General features: G+C 68.3%; 19 protein-coding genes and 3 pseudogenes. 15 read left to right on the top strand and 7 right to left on the bottom strand.

What is annotated here, in order from left to right; all coding sequences use genetic code 11:
- Positions 1 to 535: 535 nt before the first annotated feature.
- Both ACIBI9_RS64425 and ACIBI9_RS64420 read left to right on the top strand, forming a co-directional pair.
- Positions 536 to 1,264 carry a helix-turn-helix domain-containing protein gene (locus ACIBI9_RS64425; RefSeq protein ID WP_397238444.1) on the top strand — a complete coding sequence of 243 codons (729 nt, stop codon included), beginning with the start codon at positions 536 to 538 and terminating at the stop codon, positions 1,262 to 1,264.
- Between the two features lie 210 nt (positions 1,265 to 1,474).
- On the top strand, positions 1,475 to 1,663 hold the full coding sequence (locus tag ACIBI9_RS64420; RefSeq protein WP_397238442.1) for a hypothetical protein: 189 nt from the start codon (positions 1,475 to 1,477) through the stop codon (positions 1,661 to 1,663).
- Between the two features lie 630 nt (positions 1,664 to 2,293).
- On the opposite strand, the gene ACIBI9_RS64415 is transcribed toward ACIBI9_RS64420, so the two are convergent.
- The 3 genes from ACIBI9_RS64415 to ACIBI9_RS64405 all read right to left on the bottom strand — a co-directional run bounded on the left by ACIBI9_RS64415 (position 2,294) and on the right by ACIBI9_RS64405 (position 8,570).
- Positions 2,294 to 3,301, bottom strand: a complete 1,008-nt coding sequence (locus tag ACIBI9_RS64415; RefSeq protein WP_397238441.1) for a hypothetical protein — start codon at positions 3,299 to 3,301, stop codon at positions 2,294 to 2,296.
- Positions 3,302 to 3,805: 504 nt separating this feature from the next.
- The gene (locus ACIBI9_RS64410; protein ID WP_397238439.1) at positions 3,806 to 5,533 is read right to left on the bottom strand and encodes an FUSC family protein; all 1,728 of its coding nucleotides are present in this window, start codon (positions 5,531 to 5,533) and stop codon (positions 3,806 to 3,808) included.
- Between the two features lie 247 nt (positions 5,534 to 5,780).
- Entirely contained in the window at positions 5,781 to 8,570 is a 2,790-nt protein-coding gene (locus ACIBI9_RS64405; protein WP_397238437.1) for an AAA family ATPase, read from the bottom strand.
- Positions 8,571 to 8,748: 178 nt separating this feature from the next.
- Here ACIBI9_RS64405 and ACIBI9_RS64400 point away from each other — a divergent pair, with 178 nt between their 5' ends.
- The 5 genes from ACIBI9_RS64400 (at position 8,749) to ACIBI9_RS64380 (ending at position 13,270) form a co-directional block, all read left to right on the top strand.
- On the top strand, positions 8,749 to 9,660 hold the full coding sequence (locus ACIBI9_RS64400; protein ID WP_397238435.1) for an MBL fold metallo-hydrolase: 912 nt from the start codon (positions 8,749 to 8,751) through the stop codon (positions 9,658 to 9,660).
- A 21-nt stretch (positions 9,661 to 9,681) separates the two neighbouring features.
- The gene (locus ACIBI9_RS64395; protein WP_397238433.1) at positions 9,682 to 11,166 is read left to right on the top strand and encodes a carboxylesterase/lipase family protein; all 1,485 of its coding nucleotides are present in this window, start codon (positions 9,682 to 9,684) and stop codon (positions 11,164 to 11,166) included.
- Between the two features lie 57 nt (positions 11,167 to 11,223).
- Positions 11,224 to 11,607, top strand: a complete 384-nt coding sequence (locus ACIBI9_RS64390; RefSeq protein ID WP_397238431.1) for a RidA family protein — start codon at positions 11,224 to 11,226, stop codon at positions 11,605 to 11,607.
- Positions 11,608 to 11,759: 152 nt separating this feature from the next.
- The gene (locus tag ACIBI9_RS64385) at positions 11,760 to 12,461 is read left to right on the top strand and encodes a hypothetical protein (RefSeq protein ID WP_397238429.1); all 702 of its coding nucleotides are present in this window, start codon (positions 11,760 to 11,762) and stop codon (positions 12,459 to 12,461) included.
- A complete protein-coding gene (locus ACIBI9_RS64380) occupies positions 12,458 to 13,270 on the top strand; it encodes an HIT family protein (protein WP_397238427.1) in 813 nt (270 codons plus the stop codon). The genes ACIBI9_RS64385 and ACIBI9_RS64380 overlap by 4 nt, the downstream gene beginning before the upstream one ends.
- A gap of 262 nt (positions 13,271 to 13,532) precedes the next feature.
- On the opposite strand, the gene ACIBI9_RS64375 is transcribed toward ACIBI9_RS64380, so the two are convergent.
- Positions 13,533 to 13,931, bottom strand: coding sequence for a hypothetical protein (locus tag ACIBI9_RS64375; protein ID WP_397238425.1), 399 nt, complete (start codon positions 13,929 to 13,931; stop codon positions 13,533 to 13,535).
- A 184-nt stretch (positions 13,932 to 14,115) separates the two neighbouring features.
- Positions 14,116 to 15,129 (bottom strand): serine hydrolase domain-containing protein, encoded by a 1,014-nt coding sequence (locus tag ACIBI9_RS64370; RefSeq protein WP_397238423.1) that lies wholly within the window; start codon positions 15,127 to 15,129, stop codon positions 14,116 to 14,118.
- 121 nt (positions 15,130 to 15,250) lie between these two features.
- Here ACIBI9_RS64370 and ACIBI9_RS64365 point away from each other — a divergent pair, with 121 nt between their 5' ends.
- From ACIBI9_RS64365 to ACIBI9_RS64345, 5 genes and pseudogenes are all read left to right on the top strand, one after another.
- Entirely contained in the window at positions 15,251 to 15,754 is a 504-nt protein-coding gene (locus ACIBI9_RS64365) for a helix-turn-helix domain-containing protein (protein ID WP_397238421.1), read from the top strand.
- A gap of 935 nt (positions 15,755 to 16,689) precedes the next feature.
- The gene (locus ACIBI9_RS64360) at positions 16,690 to 17,379 is read left to right on the top strand and encodes a hypothetical protein (RefSeq protein WP_397238419.1); all 690 of its coding nucleotides are present in this window, start codon (positions 16,690 to 16,692) and stop codon (positions 17,377 to 17,379) included.
- A 121-nt stretch (positions 17,380 to 17,500) separates the two neighbouring features.
- Positions 17,501 to 18,613 (top strand): epoxide hydrolase family protein, encoded by a 1,113-nt coding sequence (locus ACIBI9_RS64355; RefSeq protein ID WP_397238417.1) that lies wholly within the window; start codon positions 17,501 to 17,503, stop codon positions 18,611 to 18,613.
- A gap of 5 nt (positions 18,614 to 18,618) precedes the next feature.
- Entirely contained in the window at positions 18,619 to 19,665 is a 1,047-nt protein-coding gene (locus ACIBI9_RS64350) for a winged helix DNA-binding domain-containing protein (protein ID WP_397238416.1), read from the top strand.
- Positions 19,666 to 20,021: 356 nt separating this feature from the next.
- Positions 20,022 to 20,111: pseudogene (locus ACIBI9_RS64345) on the top strand (IS5/IS1182 family transposase); the annotation flags it as partial.
- Positions 20,112 to 20,155: 44 nt separating this feature from the next.
- Here the strand turns inward: ACIBI9_RS64345 and ACIBI9_RS64340 are convergent.
- Positions 20,156 to 20,311: pseudogene (locus ACIBI9_RS64340) on the bottom strand (3-hydroxyacyl-CoA dehydrogenase NAD-binding domain-containing protein); the annotation flags it as partial.
- Positions 20,312 to 20,689: 378 nt separating this feature from the next.
- Here ACIBI9_RS64340 and ACIBI9_RS64335 point away from each other — a divergent pair.
- The 3 genes from ACIBI9_RS64335 (at position 20,690) to ACIBI9_RS64325 (ending at position 22,696) form a co-directional block, all read left to right on the top strand.
- Positions 20,690 to 21,601: an AraC family transcriptional regulator gene (locus tag ACIBI9_RS64335; RefSeq protein ID WP_397238414.1), complete on the top strand. Its 912-nt coding sequence runs from the start codon at positions 20,690 to 20,692 to the stop codon at positions 21,599 to 21,601.
- A 9-nt stretch (positions 21,602 to 21,610) separates the two neighbouring features.
- Positions 21,611 to 21,916, top strand: coding sequence for a hypothetical protein (locus ACIBI9_RS64330; protein WP_397238412.1), 306 nt, complete (start codon positions 21,611 to 21,613; stop codon positions 21,914 to 21,916).
- A gap of 636 nt (positions 21,917 to 22,552) precedes the next feature.
- The gene (locus ACIBI9_RS64325; RefSeq protein WP_397238410.1) at positions 22,553 to 22,696 is read left to right on the top strand and encodes a hypothetical protein; all 144 of its coding nucleotides are present in this window, start codon (positions 22,553 to 22,555) and stop codon (positions 22,694 to 22,696) included.
- A gap of 112 nt (positions 22,697 to 22,808) precedes the next feature.
- Here the strand turns inward: ACIBI9_RS64325 and ACIBI9_RS64320 are convergent.
- Positions 22,809 to 22,892 (bottom strand): annotated as a pseudogene (locus tag ACIBI9_RS64320) (IS5/IS1182 family transposase); the annotation flags it as partial.

The raw sequence follows: 22,892 nt of genomic DNA, 5'->3' as shown, positions 1-22,892 counted from the left end.
GCGGGAGGTAGGCCGGCACGATGTGCTGCGTCGTGATCAGGCTGTCTTGTCTTCTTTTCCGGTGTCTTAGCCGGCGGCGGGCGCGATGGCGCCGGTCGGCACGAAGTGCATCATGTGCCGCCCGATAGCTTCGACTGCCGTGCGGTAGTTCGGCGGGAGTTGTCCTACGCGCGCTACCGCCGCTTGGGGTCGATCACCTTCTCGGTGTCAGACATGGTCATCTTTCTCCTCTGTGGAGCTGTTCGAGCCGTTCTGTGAGCAAGCTCCAGGTCCCTGGGGGTTGAGGGAGAGCACCTCGCGTACCGCGACAGATGTTCATGCATCGCTGAACGTATGTGACAGTACATTGCATTCATAGTTGAGTCAACATGCGTGCAGGCTTGTTGTGCCTGTTCTGATGGGATAAATGACTTCTCTTGCAATGAATGTGACACTGAATGCAAGGGATGATCAAGATCATATTGCAATGGACTCCGAGTGAATGCATACTGGGCGCCGAGCCCCGCGCATGCCGGCAGATGGGAGACGAGCAGCGATGCCCGGAGACAGACTCACCAATGAGGACCGTCAGCACATCGCTGCGGGGCTGGCCGAGGGGCTCGGATTCACCGAGATCGGCCGGCGTCTCGGGCGGCCTGCCTCGACCATCATGCGGGAGGTCACCCGCAACGGCGGACCCGACGATTACGGGGCGCAGCAGGCGCAGGAGGCCACCCAGCAGCGTGCGCGCCGGCACAGGAAGGCCAAGTCTCCGGCACCGCCGGTCGGCGACAGCAGCCATGGGCGCGACCCCCAGGCGGTCCAGAACCTCACGGAATCCTTCGCCACGCTCCTCGATCAGCAGGGGATGCCCCGGATGGCGGCCAGGACGCTGGCCTGCCTGTACGTCACCGACTCCGGTACTCTCACCGCCGCTGACCTGGTCCAGCGGCTTAACGTCAGCCCCGCGTCGATCTCGCAGACCGTCGCCTTCCTCGAACAGCAGGGACTGCTCAAGCGGGAACGAACTCCCGGCGGCCGCCGCGAACGCTATGTCGTCGACGACGAGCTCTGGGTCCGGTCCACCCTTGCGGCCCTGCAAATGAACGACTCCCTGATCGCCGCATCGCAGCGCGCGGCGGAGATCCTCGGGGCCGCGACCCCGGCCGGCGCCCGCTTCGACGTCGCCGCTGAGTTCCTGCGCCTCGTGAACGCGCCCCTCCGGCAGGTCATGGAGCAGTGGCAGCAGAGCCAGGCCGACCGGAACGCCGGGCACCGGTCATGATCTCTCGCGGCTTTCGGGGGCCAGGGCATCATGTCGGCACCCCCGGAGGGTTCCCATGAACGAGGGCATTCATGAGAACGCCCTCCCGTCATCGCCTGCTCCTGCGCGGCCATGACGGCGTGCCGAGCAGGCGGTCCGCCCGTCCGGCCACCGCGGACTCCGGCACGTTATCCGGGCCTCCGCAAAGAGCGCCGCCGCCCGGCGGCCGGCATGCGCGGTCGCGCCGTCCTGTGCGGTGAGCACGTCACGCTCGCCGCGGCCGCCGACGCCTTTCTGGCCACCCCGCGCACGGCCAACCCCAACACCCACCGCGCCTACGCCTCGGCCATCGACCGCGCCATCGCCCTGCTCGGCCGCGACCGGCCGCAGGTAGAAGTGACCGACACCGAGATCGGCTAAGCGCTCGCCGACATCCCCGACCACAGGAACAGTTACGGGTGGATCCATTCGAGGGAGGTGGCCGTGGACGACGAGGGCCTGCTCTGGGCCGACGGCTTGGCACACCCGCAGCCCCAGCCATCGGAAAAGCCGGCGAGGACGACCCTGGCGGCCGCCCCATGAAGAGTCGGTGTAGGAACCGACGCGTCCGCGGAGAACGAGCCATACCGCCCAAGCCGGTATGGGGCTGGTGCTGTCCAGCGCCGATATCAAGGCCGTCACTCGGCGCCCGGACGGCGCCGCCCGCTCGGCGTTCCGCGCGATCACCCGAGCACCGGGGCCGCCAGTACACCGTCTCCCGGCCGGTGGCGGGCGGCTGCGAGGCCATGTCCCGCCTGCTGCGTCGGCCCCGACTGCGCCGCTGCGAACGGAGGCCTCGTTCGCGGCGTTGTGCGGTGTCAGAACGCAAACGGCTGAGCACGATGGGGGAGAGGGCGGCGTTGGCTTGGCGGTCACCGCCTCGGTTGAGGCTGCGCCGCCACCAGCCGCCCCCGTCAAGGTCGAGCGGCCCTCGGAGGACAGCCCCCTCGCCACTCCCCGGTCGGAGTGGCTCACGAAGAGCAGCGAGGCGGGCGTCACGCGGGAAGGGGCTCAGCCCGTGTAGTCGGTGGCATGGGTCTCACCGGTCGGCCACAGGTATCTGCCGTGGTCGGCCGTCGTGTAGCTCTGGTTGTCGTCGCCCGTACGGGCCTGGATGAGGTTGCGGCGCCAGGTGGAGCCGCGCGCCGACCCGCCCCAGATGTTGCCGTACAGGAAGCCGTAGAGCTGCTCGAGTTCGGCCGAGAAGATGTTGTCGGTGACGGTGATGTTCGTGGCGTTGTTCACGACGCCGATGCTGATCGCGTACCCCCAGCCGGAGACGTAGTTGTTCGTGAACGAGATGTGGTCGTACACGCCGTCGCCCTGCAGGGCCAGGGCGTTGGTGTTGCCCAGGGAGGCCAGGGTGTTGTGGTGGACGACCATGGGGCCGCCGTTGCCTTCGCTCTGCGGGCCTATGCCGTCGTGGTGGTATACGTCATGCGACGTATCCGCCATGTCGTGGATGTAGTTGTTCGTCCAGGTCGACGGGCGGTCCGGGAAACCCGTCACCATGATCATGCCCGCGTTGCCCCAGATGTCGTTGTGGTCCATGACGGCCACGGCCTCCTTCATCGTCGTGGCGAGCTGCCAGGACTTGTCGAAGGGCGTGCCCGGCTTGGTGTGGGACGACGAGACGGTGCCGTCGTTGCCGGGCGGCATCGCGTAGGAGCTCGGCTTGAACGTCGAGTAGAGGAACTTGATGTTGTTGTCCGAGTAGATCTGGACGAGGTTGTCGTTGGGATTGGTGCCCTCGAACAGGCAGCCGACGAACGTGAGGTTGTCGCCGTAGATCAGCACCTTCAGGCCGAGGAAACGCTGGTAGGAGATGACGCTGTTGTCCGGGAACTCGAGCCTCAGCGGTTTGTCGGCGCTCATGTCCGCCGCGTAGTCGGTGAGCTTGCCCGGGTACGCGCCCAGCCCCAGGCCCCCGGCGTTGGCCGGCGTGTTGGCGTAGCCGGTGTTCGAGAAGTCCGGCCAGTAGCCGGAGCCGTCGTTGGGCCGGGCGTCGATGGCGCTCACGACCTCCTCCGAACCGCGCGTACGCAATTCGCCGCCGGTGACGACGCCCGTGGAGAGGGCGGCGAGGAAGGCGAGGGCGACGGCGGCGGCGAAGGAGCTCCGGGCGAACGTGCGAACGAGGGGTAAGCGTCGGCGATTCTCGACGTCTTGGCGAAGTGATGTCTTGATGTCGTGCTCCGATCGGTCGGGTACGAATCACGCCCGTGCCGTCCAGCGGCAGAGGCGATCTTTCGGCACCACGTAGTGTGCCGGGGAGCCTCGGTGTTTCGGGCGACTTCTTATGACCACATGGCGCAGCCGAAAGTGTCTCCCCGTGATCACACGCGCTCTTGCTGGGTGGAAAGGTTCGAGTCGAGACGTAACGAGCGGAAGTTAGGCCGCCCACGTCATCGGCTCCTCGTCGGCCGCGTACCGCGTGCGGCTGCAAGACAACGATCGATCTCCCGCTCGACCCGCACGACGTCCTCGGCATAGGCGACGGACGCGCACAGGTCGCGGCTGCTCTCAGCTGTCAGGCCGGGCGGTGCATGGGCAGGGTGTACAAGGCTGCGGGGGCATCGTTCGGTCCTGCCGAGCTGTTGACAAGCGCTGAGACGCGGGCCACGCTGCCGCGTCTCGTGCCCGTCCGGTCTCGGCGGCGAGGCTTCGCGCGTGGAAGGATATGGCTTCCACGCGTTCGAGAACACAGCGGGCCCGGGCGCGCTCGGCGCGGCGGGGATTGAGCGGATGCACCAGGGGGCGGCAGGCCTTGCGGAAGGCCTCCAGCGCCTGATCAAGATCACGCGCATCGGGTGCGGCCTGCGGCGCGCGGCGCATGAGGTGGTCGAGAACGAAAAGCAGCTCCCTCAGCCGCGTGTCGGCGACCGCGCGGACAGTCGTGGGGACGACCAGCGCTGCTGCCAGGATCCCGCACCCGGCCCCCAGAACGGTCTCCTGGACGCGAAGGGCGAGCAGCTCAGGGGAGAGCGTATGCAGGACTGCGAGCACCATACTGAGCGAGCCGGTGATGAAGAAGGTCACCGCCCAGTAGCTGCCGGAGGGGGTGTAGAACATCCCGAAGACGCAAGCGAGGAGAAAGGCCAGGGCCAGGGTCGTGTGCCCGTCGGCCAGGACGGCGAGGCCGTATCCGAACGGCACCCCGGCGACGGTGCCGATCAGCCGCCGACCGCTCTGCAGCAGGACGTCCCCGGTGTGCTCGGCATTGATGAAGACGACCCATGCCGTGACCACGGCCCAGTACCACAGGTGCGGGGAGACCAGATATCCGCCGAGTACGGCGAGCGCGGCCGCGGCGGTCACCTGGAACGCCTGCCGCGTCGTGTGCCGCCACGGGCCTGAAGGCTGCGCCGCCCCAGGACGGAGCGCCACACGGTCGAGCTCTGCCCGGTCCGCCAGGTCCACCGTCTCCGCCGCCCTCATCGGGTTGGCGGAGGACGCCGTCGAATCCTCCGATGCGCGGATCGCGAGTACTCCGAGGCGCTGCGCGGTCGCGTCCGCACGGGCCGTCCGATTCAGCTCCGCCGTCGTGTCGCGAAGCAGCCTGACGGGAGCCTCGTACAGAAATTCCTGAAGCAGCAGCGCGGAGGTGTGCAGCCGGTCGAGACGCCGTTCGAGTCTGCCGACGCCGGCTCCGCCGTCTGCGAGCAGATCCGACGTGGCCTGCCGCGCATCACGGAGCCGTCTGTCGAACGCCGCCCTCAGGCGCCTCTGGATCCCGTAGGACGTCGTGGGCACCAGACAGAAGCGAGTGACTGCGGCTGCCACGAAGGCGACGGTCAACGCTCCGGTCAGCTGGGGGAGCTGGTGGGGCTGGATCTTGGCGAACTGGGACAGGAAGTAGGCCATGAAGGCGAAGATCCCGAGGTCCAGGCCGCGGCGTCCGAAGCGGCGCGCATAGACCGCGGCGAAGATCAGCAGCAGGAAGGCCAGGTGGGACGCGAAGGGGAAAGGCGCCAGCAGGCCCCCTGCCGTCAAGGCGGCAAGGCTCACGGGAGCCCCGGCGAGCAGAGTTCGGAACTGGTTGCGGGGGTGCGGGTCGCTGATCGCCAACGAGGTGACCACTGCTGTGAAGCCGCCGGTCAGAAGCACGACAGAGGACTGATCGAGTACCGTCAGCGTGGCCAGGGTGAGAGTGAGACCGAGGACGGCGCGCAGCCCGGCGGTCAGACGCAGCAGCCCCGGGTCGGCTGTGGCAAATCGCTCCCACAGCGACGCCGGCTTCGCAGCCACCATGGATTTCCGTTCCTTCGTCGTGGTCGGCCGTCCCCGTCCGGCCATGGCGAGCGGGGCCGTGTGCAGCCCGGGACCACTGGCCCTGGGCCTGCTTTCCGCAGGGCTTCCGGGACAACCGGGGGCATCGGGATACCAGGGCGAAGAGGCCACCTTGTGGGTTAGTGCTTCCTCGCCCTTGTGTCCAGCCTGGTCCGTCGGGATGGCGCGCGGTATGCGTCAGGTGACTGCTTCCAGGCCGGGCGTGCCCTTATTCCTGGTGGCCGGCCCTCGTGAGGGTGCCCTCGATGAGGTCGCGCAGCTGGGATCGGGCGGTGATGCCGAGCTTGGGGAAGCTGCGGTAGAGGTGCGAGCTGACCGTGCGCGGGGAGAGGAAGAGCTTTTCGCCGATCTCGCGGTTGGTCAGCCCGCGGGCGGCGAGCCTGATGATCTGCTGCTGTTGCGGGGAGAGTTCGGCGAGCGCGTCGGGGGTCGAGGCCGTGACATCGAGGCCGGCGGCGCGCGATTCGGCCCGGGCGCGCTCGATCCACGGGCGTGCGCCCAGACGCCGGAAGGCCTCCAGAGCCTCGGTGAGCGGCCCACGCGCCTCTGCGATGCGCCGACGGCGCCGCAGCCACTCGGCGAGGTCGAGCAGGGTCTGTGCGCGTTCGAAGGGCCAGTACTCCAGCACCGGATCCGCCAGAGCTGCCCGGAAGTGCGGCTCGGCGTCCTCGGGGTCCGCCAGCAGGCCGCGGGCTCGGCTGATCAGCGCACGCAGACGAGGCGAAGCGTCGTCCGCCAGCTCGCATGCCGAACGCTCGACGATCGCGACAGCCTCCGCACGGCGGCCGCAGCGCACGGCGGCGGCGGCCAGATCCGCGAGGGCCGGGTAGGAGGCGTGGTAATGCACGGGGGCGCCGTCTGCCGTGAAGGCCATGCGGAGGTGGTCGTACGCGAGCTCGTAGGCGCCTTCCGCGGCCGCCGCGGCACCGAGCGCACGACGGGCATAGACGCGGACCGAGCGGCTTTCCAGCGGATCGACCAGGGTGAGCGCGTCCTCGGCCTGCGCGCGGGCCGTCGCCGCGTCACCCTGGAAGGCCAGTACGGTGGCGTCCACGGTGGCCGCACAGGCCACGGCGTGGTCGAGGCCGGCCGCCCGGCCGACCGCGATCGTACGGGCGCAGGCCTCACGGGCCTGTCCCCACCTGCCTCGTTCCACATGGGCCCAGGCGACCGCGCCGCCCAGACCCTCCGGCAGCGGGCCCTGCAGCTCCCAACGGTGGAAGGCCTCGTCGAAGGCGCGGACGGCCTGCGGGGTCTCGTCCAGGAGCCACGCCATGATCCCGACGGTGGTGAGATGCTCCGGCCGGGCTCGCGCCTCGGCGGCCGACTGCGGGAGCAGGCGGACGAGCCCGGCCCGGTCGTCGAAGGGGTCCGACACGGCCTTCACCCAGGTACGCATGCCTGCGCGTGAGGCGTCCTCGGGAAGGCGCCGCAGGATGTCCTGGATGCGGCGCCGCTGGCTGTCCTCTCCGGAGTAGAAGCGGACCACGGCGGCGCCGGCCAGGAGGTCCAGCGCGGCGGCGGGCCGGGAGACCGCCAACTCCTCGGCGGCGTCGGCCAGGCGGGAGAAGACCACGGCGTGGCGTCCGGTCAGGACCGCCAGCCGCCCGGCCTGCACGGCGGCGGAGGCCAGCAGGGTTGCGTCATCCGTGCGCGCGCGTGCCTCGGCGGCCAGTTTCTCGACCCAGGCGATGTCTCCGGTGAACACGGCCGCAGAAGCGGCTTCGACCAGCAACCGGGCGCTGTCCTCGCGCTGCGGTGCGAGTTCCGCGGCGCGCTGCAGGGTCTTGGCCGCCGCCGCGTGGCCGCCGCGCCGGCGGGCCCGGGCGGCGGTCCGCTCCAGCTCCGCCGACACGGCCGCGTCGGGTCCCGGGCAGGCGACGGCCAGATGCCAGGCGCGCCGGTCCGGTTCGCCCCGCAGCATCGCGGCCAGCGCGAGGTGAGCCTCGCGCTGGGCGTCCAAGGACGCGGCGTGATACACGGCGGACCGGACCAGCGGATGGCGGAACCGGACGTCCCGGCCGGTCCGCCGGACCAGCCCGGCCTGCTCGGCGGGCAGCCAGGCCTCGTCCTCGGCGCCCGGCAGCCCGGCTGAGACGGCGATCGCGGAGTCGGCGCTGTCCATGGCGGCCAGGAGCAGCAGGGCCCGCGCGGTAGAGGCGGGGAGGCCGTCGAGGCGGGCGGCGAAGATCCGCTCGAGGCGATCGGTGAGCGGGAGCGGACCTGCGGCCGGCAGCCTCGTGGCCGCGTCGTGTGCGGTGGCCGCCCTCGTCAGTTCGACCAGTGCCAGCGGGTTGCCGCCCGCCTGGTCGAGGATCCGCGTCCTGGTGTGGCCGGTGGGGCTCTTCGGCTGCAGGTCAAGGAGCCGATTGGCGGCGACCTTGTCAAGCGGTCCCAGGGCGAGCGTCGGCACGTGACGGTCGAATCCCGGCAGGTGATCATCGCCACGGGCCCCGATCAGCATCGTGACCGGTTCGCCTGCCAGACGTCTGGCAGCAAAGGACAGTACATCCAGGGAAGCACGATCGAACCACTGCGCGTCGTCCAGCGCCACGAGCACGCGATGGCGGTCGCCCAGGGCTGACAGCAGGCTCAGGACGGCGACCCCGATCAGCATGAGATCGGGTTCCGACGTGGCCGAGCCCACGCCGAAGGCGTTCTGCAGCGCCGCGCGCTGCCTGTCCGGCAGCCCGTTCACCTCGCCGGGCACCGGCCGCAGCAACTGATGCAGGGCGGAGAACGCCAGGCTCGACTCCGACTCGCTTCCCTCGGCACGCAGCACGCGAGCACCGTCGGCTGCGGCCCGGCGCACCGCGCGCTCCAGCAGCGCGCTCTTCCCCGTGCCCATGTCACCGACCAGCATCAGAACCGGGTCGGCCGACACCGAATCCACCGCACGAAAGAGGCGTGCCAATTCCGCGTCCCGGCCGACGATCAGCTCCCTCGGATGCGGCTCCGGCCCCATGACCGCACCGAGGTCGCCTGCGCGCTCGTCCACGGAGTCTCCAGGAATCATGGCTCTTCGATCGGAGCCGCCTTGCCCTCGCACCCAGGCTACAAGCCGCCGGGCCCGGTGCCCGGGCCATGTGCGCAGGTGCAGTCACGTTACGGATACCGCGCGTGCCGGGGCCGCTCGTACGGTTCCAGGGAAACCTTCACATTCCCAAGGAAGCCCCATGGAACAAATCACGCTCGGCAATGTCACCGTCACCCGGGTATGGGAATACTTCGGCTCCGTCGAAATGACGCCCGACACCTTCTTCCCCGAAAGCCCGAAGGAAGTGTGGGACGGCGCCTCCTGGCTGACCCCGCATTTCCTGGATTCCGAGACCAATATCGTGAATTCCGCGATCCAGACCTGGCTGCTGCACAGCGGGGGCAAGACCATCCTGGTCGACACGGGCGTGGGAAATCACAAGGAGCGCCCGTACGCCCCGGTCTGGAGTCGCCTGGAAACGGATTTCCTGGCCAATCTCGCTCGTGCCGGCGTCGGGCCGGAGGACGTGGACATCGTGATCAACACACATCTCCATATCGATCACGTCGGCTGGAACACGTACCTGGACGGTCGGCACTGGGTGCCCACTTTCCCCAACGCCACCTATTTGATGCCGAAGGACGACTTCGACTTCTGGAATCCCGAGAACGGCCACAAGCCACTGCTCGGCCGGGGCAACCAGAACGTCTTCGAGGACAGCGTGGCCCCGGTGCACCAGGCCGGCCAGACGCTGCTGTGGGAGAACACCCACCAGATCGACACCGACCTCCGCCTGGACGCGGCTCCCGGACACACCCCCGGCTCCTCCGTGCTGACCCTCACCTCCGGGACGGACCGCGCGGTGTTCGTCGGCGACCTGCTCCACAGCCCCGTGCAGATCGTCGAGCCGGACTCCAACAGCTGCTTCTGCGAGGACCCCGCGGGCGCGCGTGCCACCCGCCGCAAGGTTCTGGGCTGGGCGGCCGACAACAACGCGCTCGTGATCCCCGCGCACCTCGGCGGCCACGGCGCCGCGGAAGTGGCACGCGAGGCGGACAAATTCGCCATCAAGGGCTGGGCCCCTTTCACCCCGTACACCGAGCAGGGCTGAAGCCCGCGGAGAGGCATCACCGTGAACCACCACCCCATCGTGACCACGGCGCAGGGGGCCGTACGCGGCCTGCGCCGGGGCGACGTCGCCGCTTTCCTCAACATCCCCTACGCCGCCCCGCCCCGCGGCGCCGACCGGTTCGCGCCGCCCCAGCCGCGCGAGCCGTGGGACGGCGTACGGGACGCCACCGTGCCGGGGCCCAATGCGCCACAGTCCGAGCGCAAACTCGGCAGCGTGGACATGTCCCCCTACTTCGGCCCCGGTTGGAGCCGTGGAGAGGACTACCTCACCGTCAACGTCTGGACGCCCGCCGCCGACGGCGGCGACCTGCCCGTCATGGTGTTCGTCCACGGCGGCGGATTCGTCGCCGGATCGACGCGGTCCGCGATGTACGACGGCTCCGCCTTCGCCCGCGACGGCGTCGTCCTCGTCACCCTCAACTACCGGCTCGGCATCGCCGGGTTCCTCGACATCCCCGGCGCGCCTGCCAACCGCGGCCTGCTCGACGTCGTCGCCGCACTGCGCTGGGTCCAGGAGAACATCGCCGCCTTCGGCGGTGACCCGCACAACGTCACCCTCTTCGGCCAGTCGGCCGGGGCGACCATCGTCGGCGGCGTCCTCGCCACCACCGAAGCCGCGGGCCTCTTCCGCCGGGCGATCGTCCAAAGCGGCAGCGGCCTGGGAGCGTTCACCACCGAGCAGGCCGCCCGCGTCACCGACGCAGCAGCCGAGGCCCTGGGCATCGAGCCGCACGTGGACGCCTTCGCGGACATCTCCGACGACCGCCTGGTCGAGGCCGCCTCCCGGCTCGCGGGCATCGACCTGCGGACCGAGAGCCACGGCGACCCGCTGATCGGACTCAGCCCCTTCAGCCTCGTCCTCGACACTCAGCCCGCCGAATCCGTCGCCGCCGGCCTCAGCGCCGACATCGACCTGCTCATCGGCACCAATGCCGAAGAGGGAAACCTTTACCTGGTCCCCATGGACAAATACACCACCTCGACGGCCGGGGACGTCGACGACGCGGCGGCGCGCTCGCATCCGGAGCCGGCGCGACTCGTCGAGACGTACCGGAAGGCACGCCCCGAGGCGTCCTTCGGCGAGCTGCGCTCCGCCATCATGGGCGACGCGCTGTTCGGCGCGGGGAGCTGGGCCCTGGCCGGCGCACATGCCGCCCACGCCGCGTCCGCCACCTACGCCTACGAGTTCGCCTGGCGCTCCCACGCCCTGGACGGAGAGCTCGGCGCCACCCACGCGGTCGAGCTGCCCTTCGTCTTCGACCTCGCGCACCTCCCTCACCTGCACGGACCCGCCGCCCTGCTCGGCCCCGACCAGCCGCCCGCGGATCTCGCCGCCCGCATGCACGAGACCTGGGTCCGGTTTGCCAGGACCGGCAACCCCGGCTGGGACCCGTACGACGACGAGCGCCGGGCAACGATGCGCGTCGACGCCGAGTGGACCCAGGTCGACGACCCCCGCAGCCAGGAACGACAGGCCTGGAGCTGACCCCCGTACGCGTCTGTCCGCACCCTTCAAGGACAGCACCCTGCAAGGACACACACCATGACCAGAACCGTCATCACCACCGAGAACGCCCCCGCCCTGGCAGCCCCGCTGTCCCAAGGCATCCGCAAGGGTCCCGTCCTGCAGGTCTCCGGGCAGCTCCCGCTCGATCCGGACACGGGCGAAGTCGTCGGCACCACGGTCGCCGAGCAGACCACGCAGACCCTGCGCAACGTCACCGCCGTACTCAAGGCGGGCGGCGCAGGCTTGGAGGACGTCGTGATGCTCCGCGTGTACCTCACCGATCCCGCCCACCTGGCCGAGATGAACGAGGCATACGCGGGGGCCGTCGGTGCGCCCTTCCCCGCCCGCACCACCGTCTACATGCGGCTTCCGCCGGGACTGCTCGTGGAGGTCGACGCCCTGGCAGTGCTGGACGACTGACCAGGGTGGTCGGTCGTCTGACGAGGGCGTGCACCAGCCTGAGGGTTCCGCCGGCGGAACTGCTGGACGCCCTGTGCGCACTGGCGGGACGACCAGCACCCTCCTCCGGGCCTCATCCCGTACGTCGTGTCTACGGGCAGGTGCTCCAAGCAGTGGGGTCGTTGCCGCTGGGCGTGCTGCAGCCAGGCGATGTGAGCGCGGCCACGGCCGTGCGCGCGGGCCTCCTGAACGCGGAAGTCCCGGCCCAGTCGGACACGGCCGCACTCTGCATCCGGAGCACGGTCGACGACCTGGGCTCGGCCGATCTGTGGGAGCTGGCTCGCAGCACCGCCATGACCCGGGACGATCTCACGTGGGGCGCTGCCGCAACCCTGGCGGAAGGACGTCTCGTGAACGGAGACCTTCTGGACGAACTCGCCGCGCACATCCTCGCGGAGGAGATCGCCGAACGGGCCCCGTGCCATTGGGGCCGTCACCACGCCGATGCGGTACGTGCCGCGTTGTACCGGAGTCTGGCCGACCTCGCGGATGCCCTTCTGGAGGTGTCGGAGTCGACTCCGACACCCCTGGACTGGACTGCCGACGACAACGGCGGGAGGTACGCCACCGCAGTGATCGACGGGATGGCATACGGCGTACTGGTCCAGGTGGCGGAGAACGCGCCCTCGGCCGCCGAGCCGGTCTGGTACCACCCCTCGCTCCCGGCCGTACGCACCGCCTGGCAGTGGCGGATCGCGAGCGGACCGGCCGACCGTGCTTCCCACGGCTGTGGGCCCTTCCCCTCCGCGCTCGCGGCATGGCACGCCGCCGAGTGCGCGATCACTGCACTCGCCGCCGGGAGATGCGGCCTGTGAGCAGCGTCGGCGCGTGGACCCTGGCGTCCGGCGAGCTGGCTCGCCGCCTGCCCGCAGGTATGCGGATCTACGGCGCCAACCCGGGCATGGTGAAGGGCACCCGCATGAATGCCGATGCCGGTGGGCTGATGCAGCCGGCACCGGAGTTGCCCCGGCTCTTAGCGGTCTCGCTCGGGTATCACAGCGCGGGGTGCGGTGACACGATGGTCTTCTCCGGCGGCGGCACCGATGCGCGTGTCGAGGGCCGAAATCGAGCTGTACGCGGCGATCCGCCGAGCGGGCACTTGCACATCACAGCGACGGGCAAGGTGGATCACCCACCTCGCAGGCGATCCCGCGCACGGTCACGAGACCTGACGGGATGCGGGAAGATCGGGAACATGCCGATATCCATGCCATCCGTGGACCGGTGCCCCTTTTGCGACTACCTCGCCGGGCTGCACCCCGTCACCATCCTGGAACAGGGGGAGCAGGTCGCCATCCTGGTCACCCGTTGGCAGCGTGGGCAGGGGCACGTGCTGGTGATCCCGGTCGCTCATCGCCCGACGGTCATGGACGTGGCCCCGGCGGAGGAGCAGCAATTGATGAACGCCGTGCGGCGGGCGGCCCGGGCCATCGCAGCCGCCTACGACCCCGGGGGCATCGCCGTCTGGCAGAACAACGGCGCGTCCGCGCACCAGACCGTCCCCCATGTTCACTTCCATGTCGCCGGCACTCTGCCCGACGGCGGCACGCGGTCGGGCGAGGTCCCTCGTCTCGAGCTCGATGAGACCGACGGGATCGCCAAGCGCCTCAGTCCTCATCTCTGAGTGGGGCCGCCTGGCGATGACATTCCACGGGCCCCGAAGTGGCGCCTTTTCCCTTCGTGCCAAGGCGGAGCCTGAGGAGAGGCGCGGGTCCATGACGGCCGGCTGCTTGGCACCCGGGCTCACCGGGATTCCCGAGCCGGCCGTCGGGTCGTTGAACACCGGCGCCTTCACGAACGAAGGGCCGGTGCCCCCGTCTCGGCGGCCAGGCACAATGCCAGGATGAAGGTGATGGCCGCGGGTCTCGTGACGGTCTTACGGCTCTCTACGTGTGATCGCGATCGGCGTTCGGCCGGCAGGTCTCGTAGTTCGAGTGGCGGATGCTGCCGAAGTTGTCGACGGACATCCAGCCGTACGTTCCCGTCCCCTTGACTCGGCCGTAGACCCAGAGGTTGCCGCGCCCGTTCCGTGTCCAGCAGTGAAAGTAGATGACCCGGCCCCTGCCGAGCCTGGTCACGTTCCCGCACCTGTCCGCGTAGGGCCCCTTCTTGAGGTTGAACGAGCCCTTCATCACGCCGTAGCCGCCGTCCAGGTTGGAGGTGGCGGGAGCAATGCACGGATGGGGAGGGCCGGCCGCCGACGCGGCAGGCCCGTACACGAGCGTCCCCGCCATGACCGCGCCGACCGCCGCCAGCACCCCCAGCGTCCTGGTTCCCCACTGCATGTTGCCCCCTTTTGTCGTGTGATCGATTGGTGATCCGTATGGTGCGGCGGGCGGTGTTGAGACCGTGTTGAGGATGTGTTGAGGCGGCCCGGGATTCGCCGTCCTCGCGCATCCGGCCCCAACTCCTGCCGCGCTGATCGCCCTCACCGCTCTCAGCCGCAGTACCGGATGTCCCGTCTCAAGATCAGAGGTACGCGCTTGCTTCCGCCTGCCGGCGTGCGCGGCAGGTGATGCCCGATGTCAGCGTCTGCTGCAGGTCTTCAAGGTTCCATTTTCCCTGTTGGTAGGCGTGGTTGCTGACCCAGAAGACCATCACGCCGTCGTCCAGGGACCTCGCGAAGTTCGCGAAGGACCAGGAATTGCCGCCGTCATGCCACGCGATCCGGCCGTGCCCGGTGTCAGAGATCACCCAGCCGTAGCCGTAGAACTCCTCTGATTCGGGTATCCGCACATGCGGGCTGAACAACTGCCGCTTGGCCGCTTCGGACAGAACACCGGTTCCGGACAGAGCGCGATGCCAGCGGAGCATGTCCCGTGCGGTGGACAGCATGCCTCCATTGCCGCGCAGGTTCCAGTACGGGCCATCGGGCGCCCACGGATGGTCGACCGGCTTGCCCTGGCCATCGCCCTTGTCGTCGTACTCCACCGCGACCTGGTCACCGGCCCACTTCGGCAGCACATACCCCGTCTGCGTCATGCCCGCGGGGACGAACAGGTGCTCGGCCAGGAAGCGCTCGTACCCGACACCGGAGACCTTCTCGATGATCGCGGCGAGCACGCTGTAGCCCACATTCGAGTAATGGAACCCCGCACCCGGAGCCGAGTGCAGCTTCGAGGCGAGTGCCCTGGCCAGCAGGTCGTCGCGGGACAACACGTCATAGTCGTCGCCGAGCCCTTCGACCAGCCCTGCCGTGTGCGTCAGCAGCTGATGCAGCGTGATCGGCTCCTTGTCGGCGGGGACCGGGCCGAGGTGGCTGCCGATCGGGTCGGTCACCCGCAGCTTTCCCATCATTTCGAGCTTCAAGATCGCGGCCGCGGTGAACTGCTTGGTGATCGACATCACGTCGTACACGGTGTCGCAGCCGGTGTGGACCCCGGCTGCGCGGTCGGCCATGCCGAAGCCCTGGCAGTACACGATCTGGCCACCGCAAGCCGCCATGACTGTGACACGCCGCCGATGCGAATCCGCCTCATCCAACCTCCCGAGCGTTGAGGGCCACTACCTTGACCGCCGCGTCCCGTTCTGATCAACATGTCGGTCTGTCCGAGGTTGTGCGGGACACCGTACGGCCAGCTCAGAGCATCACCGAGGGAGCGAGATGACGACCACACCGCCACCGGCCAGGGCCACCGATGCCGCCACGTTCATGGCCGAGTTGCGGCGTCTCAAGACCTGGTCGGGGCTGAGCTTCCGGCAACTGGACCGGCGAGCCGCCGCAGTGGGTGACACGTTGCCCTACTCCACCGCATCGACCATGCTCGGCAAGGACCGTCTACCGCGCGAAGAAGTGCTGGTCGCGTTCGTCAAGGCATGCGGCCTGGAGGGGGACGACCTGCACGCCTGGCGGGCCTGCTACGCGAGGATCGCGCAGGGCGGAGCCACCGAATCGTCCACGCCCGCCCAGGATCCCTCTCCTGCCGCCTTACCAGCCGCACTGCCGCCGTCTCTGCGCCTCTTCCGCCGCTTTCGGCGCGGGAGCACGCTCATTGCTGCGGCAGCATTGGCCATCGCGTTCATCGGCGGGGCGGGACTCGCTGCCGGCCTGGGTGACACCTCCGAGACCGAGGTGCTCATCGACGCTGATGGCGTTCAGCAGCGGTGAATCCCGCGTCGGCGGGACAGTGAAGACAGAGGACGTTCCCCGGATGGCGTAACTCTGACGATCCCTCGGATCTTGAACTCGGCCGCGGAATTCACACCACTCGGTGGGACGTCACCCGCAAGCGTTGCCGGTGCTGGTTCCGCTATCCCGAATGCGCAGTGGATCAGACGTAACGTGGATATTGCCTGCCGCTGTGCGCCGCTAGAGTCATCCGCGCCTCATACCGTGAGGCGGAAATCGACGCAGGATGTGCACGACGTCCGCGCGCGAACGAGACCGCATCCGTTGCCCCCGGCGCCGGATCCAGAGGCTCGGCAGTTCGCAGAGCTGTGCACGGCGACCGTCTCATGCCGCCCCGGAGCAGAAGGCATCGATTGACAGAGTCATCCTGCGCAGACACGCCACAGGAGAAGTCTTGCGAAGATATCTGACGGTATTAGCTTGTCTCACGGCTCTGTCAGCGCCCGGGACTCAAGCCAATGCCATGTCGCCACGCACGGCCGATGACGCGTGCCGCCTGGTGGCGGCCACACCCGCCCTTGGTGCGGGAGGTGTCATCCGCGCATCGGCCACCAGGATCGGCTGCGAGAACTCCGCCACGGTCCAAGTGCGCATCATGCAGTCCCGGCCGGGCCGAGACCAGGTGCTCAAGAGCACGTCTCGTACCGTGAAGAACGGCGACGTCGCGGTGAGCCTGCGTTGCACGACCCTTTCCCTGTACGTGATCGGCTCCGACGGGGACGGGCACCGGCAGCGCTCGAGCACAGTGCGCCTCACATGTGGCCCCATGCCCACGCCGACGCCGAGCCCCACGAGCAGCCCGAAACCCACCGCTGGTCCGAGCCCCACGACGACCCGGACCCCCACCGCTACCCCGACGGCGCCGGCGAAGGGGGTGCCCGGCTGGGAGCTCACCGCGGCCAATACCGGCCTCAATGCGATCGGCCCCGAAGAAGCTCGGGACCTCGCAGCCGCTGGTGACCACCACGGGCGAATGCACGGGCAACAGTTGCGCGGTGACTCCCGGGAAGGTGACGATCCGTGACTCCGACTTCGACGCGTCCAAGCTGAGCGCCAAGACCATCGCGGCCTCGTGCGCGTTCCTCGGCGTCGGAATTCTGCAGCGTAACCGGATGCACGACATGGGTTCGGGCATCTGCTTCTACAACACGGGAAAGCGCCTGGACGCCATCGCGGAAGGCAACTACATCCACAAACTCCGGTCGGACGGTGAGTCGCACAATGACGGTGCCACCATCCGGGACTTCGTGACGACGAGCACGCCCGACCGCAGAGCCGTCTTCCGGGGCAACCGCATCGACTGCTCATCGGGGAACGAGACCGGCGCGCTGTTCTTCCAGACGCTCGGCGCCGACATCGACCAGGTGACCACCGAGCAGAACCTGCTCGAGGGCGGCGGCTACCAGCTCGGCCTGGAAGCAGGCTTCGGACACGTGTACGGCAAGCACATGCGAGCCGTCGACAACCGCTTCTCCGGCACCGGCTGGGGCGCCGGATACGTGGGACGCAAGAACCTGAACCACGGCTGGAGTGAGTGGCAGGACAACTACATCAACGACCCCGCCAAGACCGGCAACAAAGGCCGCGCCATCACCGCGCCCTGACCGGCGCATCGGACGCGTTATTCACCGCCTTCTGTGCCACCTCGCGTCCGACCTGCTATCTAACCGGAATCTCGAAAACGGTCGGGCAACCAGCTCCAAGCCCACGTAAATGGAGAAAGACATGAGCGAACTGATCGAGCCGTTCCAGATCGACATCCCGCAGTCCGACCTCGACGACCTGATCGCCCGGCTCACCCATACTCGCTGGCCGGACCAGAGTCGCGGCGTCGATTGGCGCCAAGGCATCCCGCTGGACCGGGTCAAGGACCTGGCCGAGTACTGGCGCACCGAATACGACTGGCGAGCCGCCGAGGAAAAGCTGAACCGGTTCCCGCAGTTCACGACCGAAATCGACGGCCAGCGCATCCACTTCCTGAACGTGAGGTCCGGCCGGCAGGACGCGCTCCCGCTGCTGATCACACATGGCTACCCGAGCTCGTTCGTCGAGTTCGAAAAGCTGATACCAGACCTGCTGGAGCGCGGTTTCCACGTCGTGATCCCGTCACTGCCGGGTTTCGGCTTCTCCACGCCGGTCCGGGAGCCCGGCTGGGCGATGGGCCGTACCGCGCGGGCCTGGGTGGAACTGATGGCCAGGCTCGGCTACGAGCACTACGGCGTGCACGGCGGTGACGTGGGTTCCGCCATCTCGGGCACGGTCGGCGGGCTGGACGGCGAGCACGTAGCCGGTGTCCACATCGTCACCGATCCGTACACCGCGGCGGCCAGCGCGACCTTCGTACCGTGGCTGGCGGACAAGCTGAACCCGGAGGATGCGATCGACAAGCTGGCCCTGCAGCGGATGGAGGATTTCCGCCGAAACGACTCGGGCTACCTGGCGATTCAGAATACTCGCCCGCAAACCATGGGGTACGGCCTGACCGACTCGCCGGCCATGCAGCTCGCCTGGATCGCGGAGAGCTTCGACAGCTGGACGAGCCTGCCGATCGACACCGACCAGCTGCTCACCAACATCAGCTTGTACTGGTTCACGGGCACGGGGGTGTCCGCGGCCCGCTTCCTGTACGAGCAGGCCCACTCGCAGGACTGGGGCGCCCCGCCTTCGGTGCCGCAGGGATATTCGGTGTTCGGTGCTGACGCGACGGTGCGGCGCCTGATCGACCCTGCCGACGGCGCACACTGGGTGGAGCACGACAGCGGCCGGCACTTCCCGGCGATGGAGGCGCCCGAGCAGCTGGCTGAGGACCTATCCGCTTTCTTCGACGGCCTGAGGTGACGCAGATGTTGAGCCGGCGTGGCCTGAACCGGGCCACGCTGGCGCGCCAGTTCCTGCTGGAGCGGGTTGAGCTGCCGGCGCTGGAGGCAATCGAGCACCTGGCGGGGATGCAGTCGCAGGCTCCGCTCGCGCCGTACGTCGGCCTGTGGACGCGACTGGCGGGGTTCCGGACGGCCGAGTTGTCCGCGCTGACCGTGGAGCGGGCAGCCGTACGCGCGCAGTTGATGCGCAACACCGTGCATCTGGTCAGCGCCCGCGACTGCCTGAGCTGGTACCACCTGTTCGAGTCGGTGCACTCAAGGGACTTCGCCGCCCACTTCGGCGGCCGTCTCGGTGGAGTGGATCAGGCGGAGTTGCTGGAGCACGCCCGGACCATCCTGGATGGGAAGCCGCGTACTCGCGCCGAGCTGGGGCAGGCGCTCGCGAAACGCTGGCCGGACATGGATCCGAAGGTGCTGGCGTACGCGGCGACGCACCATCTGGCGCTGGTCCAGGTTCCGCCACGCGGCCTGTGGGGTCAGTCAGGACGGGCGGAGTGGAGCACGATCGAGACCTTTCTCGGTCGCCGTCCGAATCCCGAGTCGCAAGCCGAGGGTCTGGTACGCCGCTATCTGAACGGATATGGTCCCGCGAGCGTCGCCGACGTACAGCGCTGGTCCGGGCTGACCCGGCTGCATGAGATCACCGAGCGGCTCGACCTGGTCCGGTTCCGCGACGAGGAAGGACGTGAACTGTTCGACCTGCCCGACGCGCCGAGGCCCGACCCGGACACCCCCGCGCCGCCCCGCTTCCTGCCCGAGTACGACAACCTGCTGCTGTCGCACGCGGACCGGTCCCGGATGATCACGGACAGCCGCCGGGTACCGTTGCCTCCGGGCAATGGCGCCAGGACCGGCACCCTGCTGGTGGACGGTATCTGGCGCGGTGTCTGGAGCCTGCGTGCCGGCGAGATCCACCTCGAGCCGTTCACGCCGCTGTCGTCGGCTGAGCGCGACGCCGTGGAGCCCGAGGCCGAGATGCTGCGCAGATTCCTCGAGATGCGGACTGGGTGAAGGGGCGTGCCAAGACATCGACTGTCGCTCGACTCTTCACCCGGGTTCCGCGGTTGGCAGTCACACGTGGCGAACGAGCTGGGATAGACGGCCTGCAGTGAACTTTGGGGTGTTACGAGAGCTAGTAAGTGGACGTTTAGGGCCTACTACCGGCATATGGCACCGTTTGTTCCGCAGCTCGGTCGTCGGATTGGCGAACGCTTCAACCCGTTTCGGTAATGCATGGGCGATTCAGGCCAGCGCATCACGCCCACCTGGCCCTGAAAGATCCTGTCTCATCTTGAAAGGCGGCGCTTCGCCCACGTTTGATCGACGGCCGCCTGGCCAGCCGCTTCACCTGGCAGTACCCCGAAAACATGCCGCAATCGCGACCGTATCCCAGCGACCTGTCCGACGCCCGATGGGCTCTCGTCGAGCCCGTCCTGACAGCCTGGCGTGCCGAACGCCGCGTAGACGCACGGGCCCATGACCTCGACGAGGGGATCAGGTGCGGCGGGTTGAACGGGTGCCCGAGGATGGACCGGTTCGGACGGGCCCAACCGGCCTGCAGCTCGGTGAGGGACAGGCCGGATGCTGACGACGCCACGAGGGCACCCTTGGCAAGGGCGGGTTCGATCTCGGCGTACAGCTGGTGCTTGAGCTCGATCCCGACCCGCCCATCCGGGGACGGGTCGCGATCGAACAGCGTGACCGACTTCCCGGCGGCCAGGGTCCTTTGAGACCGAATCGCTCCCGGGCCTGCGCGCCCGCCTCGAAGTCGCCCGCTGACAGACGATCTCCCTCATGATCTCGCTTCGCCACGTTCCAACCTGACCGCCAGCACACCAGCCCGCTCTACCTGCGGAAACAGGATAGAACTCTCATGCGGGCCAGATCGCTTGACACACCTCTGTCCGGCCAATTGGCTAGGTCCAGCCACGGGAGCAGGGGGATCAAGACCATGAATGAATTGAGATCACAGAGCTTGGGAAACCTCCCGAGTCCGTCCGCACAGCCCTCGATATTCACGGGCGACGTAGAGGAAATGCGAGCGCAGGTCTCGCAGAACTTCTCGCCGCACGGCCTCAAGGTCATCAAAAGCCATTCAAATGGTGGCCGCTACAGGCTTCTGCACCGCGGGAACATCATCTTGCACGCACTGGCGTACGGGGCAGAAATACGTGTCGAAGTACCAGTGTTACCCGACTTCTACAACATTCACGTGCCGTTGACCGGTGGCGGACGACTAACGGTCGGGGGCCAGGATGTTGCTGCACCACTTACCATCATCGGCCCTCGGCGGCGCATCGACATGAACTGGAGCGTCGATCACGATATCATGATCATCCAGATTCCTGAGGTGCTTGTCGATCGCGTCCTTGAGGATCAGCTCGGTGATGCCCCGAAAAAAGACATGTACTTCGAGCCGCAAATCGTCGGTGAGAGCCTCCTGGGGCGGGCACTCACCGCACTTTCCCTCCCTGCTGCGGCAGGGAAAACGTTCCCCTTTGCGGCCTCATCTCTCGCCGAACACCATTTCGAGCAGTTTTTGCTGCACACTATGCTCGGCTCACAGCCCCATACCTACTCTGCCGACCTCGATGAGCCCAGTGCCCCATCGACCTCCGCGGCGATTCGCCGCGCACGCCATTTCTGCGAAGAACACGCCGCTGAGCCGATCACCCTGAGCGACATCGCCACTGCGGCCAGGGTGAACGTCCGTACCCTTCAATCGGGCTTCCGCGAACACCTGCAGACAACGCCCATGGCCTATCTGCGCAATGTACGGCTGGCCCGGGCTCACGCCGAACTTCTCCACATCGCAGCGACAGGCAGCCAGACAACTGTTACAGAGGTGGCGCTCCGCTGGGGTTTCACGCATCTGAGCCGGTTCGCCTCCTTCTACCGCCAGACCTACGGTCACGCGCCCTCCGTCACACGTCGAGGACCACAGTGAAGGCGACGCTTGAGGTTGCGAGACGCGTGCGCCCGGTTCGCGCGGGCTCCGCGCGATGAGAAGGAAGACCACGATGTGCGGCGGTCGGTCGGTGCCCGGCACGCTCCCGGTGGCTGGATCGTCGCGGCCGGTTGGAACGGGCTGCGTGTACTTCGCGATCGCCGCCGCGCCGGGCCCCGGAAACTGTGCGCCGGCGGTTACACCGGTTCAACGGCGAAGGGATCGATGGAGGAAGACGCACCGGGCGTGGATCAGGAAACGCTCGAAATGATGGACGGCCAGGCAGCCGGCGGGCAGCGCATGCGAAAGACCTGATCACCGGCACCGGGTGCTCGGCGGGGCGCGTCGCCATCCATCTGGAAGCGCCGTCCCGGTCCGACGATGTTGTACGGCGACGTCACCTCGCTGCCGTCCATGGTCGCGCGCCCGGTCCCGGCGAGCGCGGTCTGGAGGTGGTAGCTCGCGCGCAGTTCCGGAACGTCCAGGTGGATGCCCCGCGCCGTACTCCAGCAGGTAGAGCGAGGGCTCTCCGTGGTGGACGATCCCCAGCCGGCACTGTGCCGGGCGGTCCTCGACGTTCCTGAGCCCGTGCGGCGCGAAGCTCTCGGCCGCCACGGCCTGCATCCGCTCCCGACCAGCGTCTGGGGGTGGACTGCGAGCCCCGCCGCGGCCCGGTAATTGCTGTGGGACGCCATTTCCGACCGCCGTTGGACCTGCGGCAACGCGACGGAACGCGTGGAAGCTCCGCCACGGTGGCGAGTGACCTCACAGACGGCCGTGAGATCGCCGGTTGGACGACAGAGCACGCCCGTGACGCGCGGCCCGTTCCGGAAACGATCGTCCGGTATCCGAATCGCGCAGCAGGCCGCTCGCTTGCCGGATAGTCCGGCATTCCAGCTCTCCGTACGATCCACTGCAGGAGACCGAGAGACACGAGTATCAGGAGGAAAAGTGCGCAAGACCGTTCTCGCCCTGGCCGCGACTTTAGCGTTCACCGGGGCTGGATTCGCGTTCGCCGCCGCTCCGGCGAGCGCCGAGAACCGCGACTTCTCAGTCGACAACCGCGACTACTCGGTGGAGAACCGCGACTTCTAGCGTAGAACCGCGAAGCTCCGGCCACCGACCAGGAACAACGGCCGGCGACTGAGCGGATCCGATATGCCTGATAAGGCGTGCAGATTCCTGCACACCGTACTGTGAGCCCTTTTCATCCTGAGTAGCGGCCTTCTTCCACCAGCTGCAGCACGAGGATCGCCTGCACGAGTGCGGTTGCGCGATGCGGGCAACAGCG

It is taken from the genome of Nonomuraea sp. NPDC050451 (assembly GCF_044458585.1).
Note: the sequence above shows the minus strand (reverse complement) of the source record. Positions and strands in the feature narration are given on the sequence as shown.

Coding starts and splice junctions, on each gene's coding strand:
- ACIBI9_RS64425 (WP_397238444.1), top strand. CDS start 536: ATGCCCGGAGACAGACTCACCAATGAGGACCGTCAGCACATCGCTGCG.
- ACIBI9_RS64420 (WP_397238442.1), top strand. CDS start 1,475: ATGCGCGGTCGCGCCGTCCTGTGCGGTGAGCACGTCACGCTCGCCGCG.
- ACIBI9_RS64410 (WP_397238439.1), bottom strand. CDS start 5,533: ATGGTGGCTGCGAAGCCGGCGTCGCTGTGGGAGCGATTTGCCACAGCC.
- ACIBI9_RS64400 (WP_397238435.1), top strand. CDS start 8,749: ATGGAACAAATCACGCTCGGCAATGTCACCGTCACCCGGGTATGGGAA.
- ACIBI9_RS64390 (WP_397238431.1), top strand. CDS start 11,224: ATGACCAGAACCGTCATCACCACCGAGAACGCCCCCGCCCTGGCAGCC.
- ACIBI9_RS64375 (WP_397238425.1), bottom strand. CDS start 13,931: ATGCAGTGGGGAACCAGGACGCTGGGGGTGCTGGCGGCGGTCGGCGCG.
- ACIBI9_RS64365 (WP_397238421.1), top strand. CDS start 15,251: ATGACGACCACACCGCCACCGGCCAGGGCCACCGATGCCGCCACGTTC.
- ACIBI9_RS64360 (WP_397238419.1), top strand. CDS start 16,690: ATGCGATCGGCCCCGAAGAAGCTCGGGACCTCGCAGCCGCTGGTGACC.
- ACIBI9_RS64355 (WP_397238417.1), top strand. CDS start 17,501: ATGAGCGAACTGATCGAGCCGTTCCAGATCGACATCCCGCAGTCCGAC.
- ACIBI9_RS64350 (WP_397238416.1), top strand. CDS start 18,619: ATGTTGAGCCGGCGTGGCCTGAACCGGGCCACGCTGGCGCGCCAGTTC.
- ACIBI9_RS64335 (WP_397238414.1), top strand. CDS start 20,690: ATGCGAGCGCAGGTCTCGCAGAACTTCTCGCCGCACGGCCTCAAGGTC.